Source organism: Streptomyces sp. NPDC006208, assembly GCF_040613775.1.
In the GTDB taxonomy this organism is placed as follows: Bacteria; Actinomycetota; Actinomycetes; order Streptomycetales; family Streptomycetaceae; genus Streptomyces.
The window spans coordinates 22,335-30,156 of sequence record NZ_JBEXSW010000071.1; the positions used below are offsets into that span (position 1 = coordinate 22,335).

General features: G+C 68.6%; 8 protein-coding genes. 3 read left to right on the forward strand and 5 right to left on the reverse strand.

What is annotated here, in order from left to right:
- Positions 1 to 15 precede the first annotated feature (15 nt).
- The 5 genes from ABZ208_RS36320 to ABZ208_RS36340 form a co-directional block, all read right to left on the reverse strand.
- Positions 16 to 774 (reverse strand): succinate dehydrogenase iron-sulfur subunit, encoded by a 759-nt coding sequence (locus ABZ208_RS36320; protein WP_356913723.1) that lies wholly within the window; start codon positions 772 to 774, stop codon positions 16 to 18.
- On the reverse strand, positions 774 to 2,528 hold the full coding sequence (gene sdhA / locus ABZ208_RS36325) for a succinate dehydrogenase flavoprotein subunit (protein ID WP_356913724.1): 1,755 nt from the start codon (positions 2,526 to 2,528) through the stop codon (positions 774 to 776). The genes ABZ208_RS36320 and sdhA overlap by 1 nt, the downstream gene beginning before the upstream one ends.
- A 24-nt stretch (positions 2,529 to 2,552) precedes the next feature.
- A complete protein-coding gene (locus ABZ208_RS36330; protein WP_356913725.1) occupies positions 2,553 to 3,044 on the reverse strand; it encodes a succinate dehydrogenase hydrophobic membrane anchor subunit in 492 nt (163 codons plus the stop codon).
- 9 nt (positions 3,045 to 3,053) lie between these two features.
- A complete protein-coding gene (sdhC, locus tag ABZ208_RS36335) occupies positions 3,054 to 3,434 on the reverse strand; it encodes a succinate dehydrogenase, cytochrome b556 subunit (protein ID WP_356913726.1) in 381 nt (126 codons plus the stop codon).
- 149 nt (positions 3,435 to 3,583) lie between these two features.
- Positions 3,584 to 4,114: a 2-oxo-4-hydroxy-4-carboxy-5-ureidoimidazoline decarboxylase gene (locus tag ABZ208_RS36340; RefSeq protein ID WP_356913732.1), complete on the reverse strand. Its 531-nt coding sequence runs from the start codon at positions 4,112 to 4,114 to the stop codon at positions 3,584 to 3,586.
- A gap of 295 nt (positions 4,115 to 4,409) precedes the next feature.
- On the opposite strand from ABZ208_RS36340, the gene ABZ208_RS36345 reads away from it, so the two are divergent.
- The 3 genes from ABZ208_RS36345 to ABZ208_RS36355 all read left to right on the forward strand — a co-directional run bounded on the left by ABZ208_RS36345 (position 4,410) and on the right by ABZ208_RS36355 (position 7,733).
- Complete coding sequence (locus ABZ208_RS36345; RefSeq protein ID WP_356913727.1) at positions 4,410 to 6,014, forward strand: glycoside hydrolase family 20 protein; 1,605 nt, start codon at positions 4,410 to 4,412, stop codon at positions 6,012 to 6,014.
- 221 nt (positions 6,015 to 6,235) lie between these two features.
- Positions 6,236 to 6,946, forward strand: a complete 711-nt coding sequence (locus tag ABZ208_RS36350) for a DUF4328 domain-containing protein (RefSeq protein ID WP_356913728.1) — start codon at positions 6,236 to 6,238, stop codon at positions 6,944 to 6,946.
- A 226-nt stretch (positions 6,947 to 7,172) separates the two neighbouring features.
- Positions 7,173 to 7,733 (forward strand): hypothetical protein, encoded by a 561-nt coding sequence (locus ABZ208_RS36355; RefSeq protein ID WP_356913729.1) that lies wholly within the window; start codon positions 7,173 to 7,175, stop codon positions 7,731 to 7,733.
- Positions 7,734 to 7,822 lie beyond the last annotated feature (89 nt).

The window sequence follows — 7,822 nt, forward strand, 5'->3', positions numbered from 1 at the left end:
GACGCGAAGCGAGCGTCAGAAGCGACGCGTGATCAGCGCCCGCTTCACTTCCTGGATGGCCTTGGTGACCTCGATACCGCGCGGGCAGGCGTCCGTGCAGTTGAACGTGGTGCGGCAACGCCACACGCCGTCCTTGTCGTTGAGGATCTCCAGACGCTGCTCCCCGGCCTCGTCACGAGAGTCGAAGATGAAGCGGTGGGCGTTGACGATCGCCGCCGGCCCGAAGTACTGGCCGTCGTTCCAGAACACCGGGCACGACGACGTGCACGCGGCACACAGGATGCACTTGGTGGTGTCGTCGAAGCGCTCGCGGTCCTCGGCGGACTGCAGCCGCTCACGCGTCGGCTCGTTGCCCTTGGTGACCAGGAACGGCATGACGTCGCGATAGGCCTGGAAGAAGGGCTCCATGTCCACGACCAGGTCCTTGAGGACCGTCAGGCCCTTTATGGCCTCGACTGTGATGGGCTTCTCCGGGTTGATGTCCTTGATCAGCGTCTTGCAGGCGAGCCTGTTCCTGCCGTTGATCCGCATCGCGTCGGAGCCGCAGATGCCGTGCGCGCAGGAGCGCCGGAAGGTCAGCGATCCGTCGACGTCCCACTTGATCTTGTGGAGAGCGTCGAGCACACGCTCCTTCGGGTCGATCTCGATCCGGAAGTCCTGCCACTGGGCCTCGTCGGAGACCTCGGGGTTGAACCGGCGGATCCGGAAGGTGACCGTGATGTACGGGGAGGCCACGGCCTCCGCCTGCACCTTGTCCATGATCGGGGTAGCCATCAGTACTTACGCTCCATCGGCTGGTAGCGGGTCTGGACGACGGGCTTGTAGTCGAGACGCACGGTCTCGGAGCCGTCGTCGCCGACCTCGCGGTACGCCATGGTGTGGCGCATGAAGTTGACGTCGTCGCGGTTCGGGAAGTCCTCGCGGTAGTGACCGCCGCGGGACTCCTTGCGGGCCAGCGCGGAGACGGCCATGACTTCGGCCAGGTCGAGGAGGTTGCCCAGCTCGATGGCCTCCAGCAGATCCGTGTTGAACCGCTTGCCCTTGTCCTGGATGGACACGTTCAGATAGCGCTCGCGCAGCTCGGTGATCTTCTCGACCGCCGTCTTGATCGTCTGCTCGGTGCGGAACACCATCACGTTGGCGTCCATCGTCTCCTGCAGCTCCTTGCGGAGCACGGCGACCCGCTCCGAGCCGGTGGAGTTGCGCAGCCGCTCGACCTGCTCCTCGACGAAGGAGGCGGGGTTCTCCGGCAGCTCGACGTAGTCGGCCTTCGCCGAGTAGTCGGCGGCGGCGATACCGGCACGCTTGCCGAACACGTTGATGTCGAGCAGCGAGTTGGTGCCGAGGCGGTTGGCACCGTGCACCGACACGCAGGCGACCTCACCGGCGGCGTACAGGCCCGGGACGACGGTGGTGTTGTCGCTGAGGACCTCACCGGCGACGTTGGTCGGGATACCGCCCATGGCGTAGTGCGCGGTCGGCTGGATCGGGATCGGGTCCGTGTAGGGCTCGATGCCGAGGTACGTACGCGCGAACTCGGTGATGTCCGGGAGCTTGGCGTCCAGCTGCTCCGGCGGCAGGTGGGTCAGGTCCAGGTAGACGTGGTCACCCTCGGGACCGCAGCCGCGGCCCTCGCGGATCTCCGTGTAGATGGAGCGCGAGACGACGTCACGCGAGGCGAGGTCCTTCATGACCGGCGCGTACTTCTCCATGAAGCGCTCGCCGTCCTTGTTGCGGAGGATGCCGCCCTCACCACGGGCGCCCTCCGTCAGCAGGATGCCCATGCGCCAGATGCCCGTCGGGTGGAACTGGAAGAACTCCATGTCCTCCAGCGGCAGACCGCGCCGGTAGCAGGCGGCCTGGCCGTCACCGGTGAGGGTGTGCGCGTTGGAGGTCACCTTGAAGAACTTGCCGGTGCCGCCGGACGCGTAGATCACGGCCTTCGCCTGGAAGACGTGGATCTCGCCGGTGGCCAGCTCGTAGGCGACCACACCGGCGGACGTGCGGACGCCGTCGACCTCGGTGATCAGCTGGTCGAGGACGTAGAACTCGTTGAAGAACTCCACGCCCTCCTTGACGCAGTTCTGGTACAGCGTCTGGAGGATCATGTGGCCGGTGCGGTCCGCGGCGTAGCAGGACCGGCGGACCGGGGCCTCGCCGTGGTTGCGGGAGTGACCGCCGAAGCGGCGCTGGTCGATGGTGCCGTCCGGGGTCCGGTTGAACGGCAGGCCCATCTTCTCCAGGTCGAGGACGGCGTCGATGGCCTCCTTCGCCAGGATCTCGGCGGCGTCCTGGTCGACCAGGTAGTCACCGCCCTTGACCGTGTCGAAGGTGTGCCACTCCCAGTTGTCCTCCTCCACGTTCGCCAGCGCGGCGGCCATGCCGCCCTGCGCTGCGCCCGTGTGGGAGCGGGTGGGGTAGAGCTTTGTGAGAACCGCGGTGCGGCTGCGCTTCGTCGACTCGATGGCCGCGCGCATACCGGCGCCACCGGCGCCGACGATGACGGTGTCGTACTTGTGGATCTTCATGAGTGGATTACCTCAGCCCCGTGCCTAGCGGATGTTCGGGTCGAAGGTGAAGATCACCAGCGTGCCCAGAAGGATGGTGAACACCGTGGCGGTGTACAGCAGGCCCTTGAGCCACAGGCGCGTGTTGGGACGCTCCGCGTAGTCGTTGATGACGGTACGGAGGCCGTTGGCGCCGTGCAGCATGGCAAGCCACAGCATCAGCAGATCCCAGGTCTGCCAGAACGGGGACGCCCAGCGGCCGGCCACGAAGGCGAAGCCGATCTTGGAGACGCCGCCGTCGAGCACCAGCTGGATCAGCAGGTGACCGATGACCAGGACGACGAGGACGACGCCGGACAGCCGCATGAAGAGCCACGCGGCCATCTCGAAGTTGCCACGGGTCGACTTCGGGGTCTGCTTGGTGCGCTTGCGCGGGGCCTCGATGTACGGGGCCGGATTGTCCACGTCGTAGGCGCGGTCGCCCTCGACGGGACCGATCGGGGATGTGGTGTCAGCAACTGCGTTGTTCGAAGACATGATCCGGCCTCAGCTCCCGATGACTTCACGCACGGCGTGGCCGAGGACCGGGTACAGCGCACCCGCCATCAGCACGATCCAGATGGCCATGACGGTCCAGAGCATCTGCTTCTGGTAGCGCGGGCCCTTGGACCAGAAGTCCACGGCGATGACCCGAAGGCCGTTGAGCGCGTGGAAGAGGACGGCGGCCACCAGGCCGTATTCGAGCAGCGCGACGAGCGGCGTCTTGTACGTGGCGACGACCTCGTCGTACGCCTCGGGGGAGACGCGGACGAGCGCGGTGTCCAGTACATGCACGAACAGGAAGAAGAAGATGAGGACGCCGGTGACTCGATGAGCCACCCAGGACCACATTCCTTCCCGGCCGCGGTACAGCGTTCCAGCCGGCACGGAAGAACCCTCCGGGAGCGGGGATTGGGGCCTGCCGGCTTGGGGTTGTCGGTCTGGCCCGGCCGGGTACGGTCCACCGGCCCTGGCCATCGTAGCGACGAGTTGTCGGTTCGTTCGCGCGGGGTCCGCTGGTGTGATCAAACAGGCAATCAAACAGCCTCGGACGGGCTATCGGGAAGCCCCGTGACGTCTGTTTCCGGATGGTTGGCCACTACATGCGCTATCCGGGAGCGGGCGAGGGCCCGCAGCTCCTCGGCCGACACGGCCCGTTCCTCGTCCGGCTCGCGGGAGAGCCGGCTGCGGATGCCGGCCAGTAGCTGGTCGAGGTGCTCGTCCGGCCGGTACCGGTCGAGGCAGATCACGAACGCATGGCCGAAGCGGCTCTCGTACGCGGCGTGCGCGGCGGCCAGCGCGGTGTGCGCGGCCGACGGCGCGTCGCGGTGCAGGCCGGCGGAGGACTCGCGGGCCAGCGCTTCGTGCACATCTGCCGGGGCCAGATCGTAGGCGGCTTCGTCGCAGGCGGCGAGGAGCGACTCGAGATCGGGGTACGGGCGGTGTGCGGCCACGCGCCGCGCCCAGCGGTGGCTGCCGCAGCAGCCGAGCAGGATCGCCTCGGCCGTCATGGCCGGGACGGTGTTGAAATGCGCAAGGCCGGGCGCACCGCGACGCTGGGACGGTATGGCGGACGGGGTGAGGGTGCCCCAGTGGCCGCGGGCCGACGGTGTTCGTTTCGGCGGGCGGGCGTGGGAATCGCTGGACAGCGGGGGACTCCTCGTGAGCGCAGCGGGACGGCTGGGAAGGGAGGGGTGTGTGTGCCGCCACGCTATCGATGCACGTCGAGAGCTGTCCGACGGATACGCGAATTTCACCCGGACGGGAGAGTTTGTACTCATGAGGTAGACGGCGCATGGACCATGGAAGAAGCGCGGAATGGGTGATTTCAATGGGATTCATTCCGCTACTGGAGGTTTTCGAATGATATGGCACTCGCGGAACGCGCAGCTCAGCGGCGTGATTGCCGCTGTCGTCGCCGTCTTCTCCATGACGCTGACGGGATGCGCGGACGACGAGCCCCAGCAGAGGGGGGCCACGCCGGGTGCGGCGCGGGGAACGAACGACGCCGCGGCTCCGAGTCCGACCCCCACCCGCACGTACCCCCTGTCCACGGCGCCCGCGACGATTCCGGCGGTTCGCAGTCATGAGGCCGCCCGCGGCCCCGGCTGGAGCCGCACGGCGAACAGCGGTGTCGTCATCGCCAAGGGCAGCGACGAGCTCGCCGACGAGGGCCGGCTGCTCGCCAAGGAGCTGAAGCTCACGTACCGCGGCGCGGCCGCGGCTCGAGCGGGGGACGTGGAGCTGGCGCTCGCCGGCGGCGGAGAGGGCGGGCCCGAGTCGTACACCCTCACGACCCGCGACGGCCGGGTGAAGATCACCGGACCGGAGGCCGGGGTCTTCTACGGAACCCGAACCCTGAAGCAGGCGGTCCGTTCCGGCGGCGCGATGCCGGAGGGCGTCGTACGGGACCGGCCCGACCGGCCCCAGCGCGGATTCATGGTCGACATCGCCCGCAAGCCCTACACGGCCGACTGGCTCGAGGACCGGGTGCGCGAGATGGCCGACCTCAAGCTGAACCAGCTGGGCCTGCACTTCTCCGACGACCAGGCCTTCCGTATCCAGTCGGACACGCACCCCGAGATCGTCTCGCAGCCGCATCTGACCAAGGCCGAGGTGCGCCGGATCATCGCGCTGGCCGAGCAGCTGCACATCACGGTCGTCCCGGAGATCGACTCCCCCGGGCACCTGGGTGCCGTCATGCGGGCGCACCCCGAGCTCCAGCTGCGCAACGTCCAGGGCGTGCCACGGCAGGGTGCCATCGACATCTCCAAGCCCGAGTCGGCGCGGATCGTCGACGACCTGTTGCGTGAGTACTCGGCGCTCTTCCCCGGAGCGTGGTTCCACGTCGGCGCCGACGAGTACCAGGCGCTCACCGTGCCCGACCCGCAGGCCTCGTACCCGCAGCTCGCCCAGGCGGCGCGCCAGAAGTACGGTCCCCAGGCCCGGGTCCAGGATCTTGCGACCGGCTGGCTGAACGACCGCGCGGCGGTGGTGCGCGGCGAGAAGAAGAAGCCCAAGGCGTGGAACGACGGCTTCTTCCGTGGCGGAGTGGTGAGCGCGGACAAGGGCATCGAGGTCGAGTACTGGACGGGCAAGGAGATCGGTGCGCGTCCGCCGGAGGAGTATCTGGCCGAGGGCCGGCCGGTCGTGAACGTCAACGACGAGTACCTCTATTACGTGCTCGGCCAGCCGAACAACTTCACGTACCCCACCGGCCGCCGGATCTACGAGCAGTGGACACCGCTCGTCATCCGCGGCACCCAGGCGGTGCCCGCGCGGTACTCGGACCAGATCCTCGGCGGCCGGTTCGCCGTGTGGAGCGACCTGGCCGCCGCGCAGACCCAGGAGCAGGTCGCCCAGGGCATCAGGATGCCGCTGCGGGCGACGGCCCAGAAGGTGTGGGACCCGCGGCAGCCGGCGCTCACCTGGGCGGCGTTCGAGGAGCTGGCCCTGAAGCTGGGCTGAGCCGGGCGCTCACGACGTCGATGAACCACGGATGAGCTGCGGTTTCGTGCTGGACCGGCGGCGCGCCGGAGGCGTATGTTCCGCTTACGGCCGTTCCGGGGAGGGAACGCCGTTCCTTTCTTCGAACCCGTGGGGGGGGGTCTCTCGGCATGCTCTGTTCCAGATGCGGCACGCATGCGGCCGCGACCGGTGACGGTCTGTGCGACGGTTGTGCCGCGGCCGTGAGGAAGCCGGCTGCGCCGGCGGCTGGCCCGGCGCTGCCGGTCCATGTCCGGCTGCCGGCGCTCAGATCGCCGGTGGGGCTGGGGCGCGCCGTCGTGGCGCTGCTCGGCCTCGTCATCGTCTCCGATCTCGCCACCATCGCCGCCTCGTTCAATGTGCGGCGGGTGGTGAACGGCTTCACGGACGCCGGATCCGCCGCGTACGCCATCGACGAGGCCGACCGGGCCGACCTGTGGATGGCGATCGCCTCCGGGTTCGGGGCGCTGGCGTTCCTGGCGACGGCTGTGGTCTTTCTCGTGTGGTTCTCGCGGGTGCGCGCCAACGCGGGCGTCTTCGCGCCCGACCTGATGACCCGGAACTCCGGGTGGGCCATCGGTGGCTGGTTCATCCCCATCGCCAACCTGTGGATCCCGCGCAGTGTCGCCGCCGACGTGTGGAAAGCGAGCCGCCGGGACCCCTACCGGGGCAACGAGGGGCTCGTCACCCTGTGGTGGGCGGGATTCCTCGCGACCTGGCTCGCCGGCCGAGCCGCGGAGCGCCAGTACGACAAGGCCGATTCCGTGCCGGAGATCAGCACGGCAGCGGACTTCCTCACCATCTCCTGTCTGGTGGACATCGGCGCGGCCGTGCTCGCCATCCTCTTCGTCCACAAGCTGACGCGGATGCAGCATGCCAAGGCCCTGCGGGGCCCGGAGCCGGTCGCGGTGTGAGTTCCCCCGGGGGCGCGCGGACCCGCACCGCGGTCCGTCCCCTTCGCGGGCGGCTCTCAACAGCGCTGCCCGCAGACCGAGTTCAGGTGCGCAGAATGTAACGGAGGTGTGCTGCAACAGTGTGCGAAACGATCGGTCCGCCAGAAGTCTTTTGGCCAGGAAGTGACGAAAACGAGCCATCGAGCGCAGTAAGGTCAGGTACTTCGTCCGCGATGGGAGGCGTCCGATGGCGTCCAAGAACCTGACGGAACTGATCGCACAGGCGGATGAGCGGGGCCTCGCCGCCAGTGGCCTCGCCTGCCTGGACCGCTGCCTGCCCCTGCTCGGGTCCGAGGACGACGCCCTGCGCCCCGTGTGGGCGGGCCTGGTGGGCGGCGAGGAGGACTGGTCGGGACGTCTGGACGCCGCCAGACAGTCCATGGAGGACAGCGACGCGCAGGACGAGTCGGCCGCGCTGGTACGACGGATGCTGGGTGCGGCGCCTTCCGAGTGGAACGTGGCGCCACTGCGCGAATGGGCCGACGACTGCTCGGTCGCGGCGCTCGAGGTCCACCGCCGCTTCGACGTCGGCAGCTGCGAGCCCGAGACGCTGGAGCGCTGCCGCAAGGGTGATGCCGAAGGAGCGGGACCGCTGGTCTCGGGCGAACTGCGCCGCCAGATACAGATCCTGGAGATCCTGACGGAGCCGCAGCCCGGCACGGGCCTGCGCCAGGCGCTGGAGCTGTCGACGGAGGGCCGGCGGGTGCTGCGCGCCGCTGTCTCCCGCAGGGCGCGCGTCACCGGCTGACGTACCGGGCGGGGAGCCCGCCCGGTACACATGGAAAGGCGCACCAGATCGGAACAGCGACGTGGAGGGAATGACTGTAGAGAGTGGAG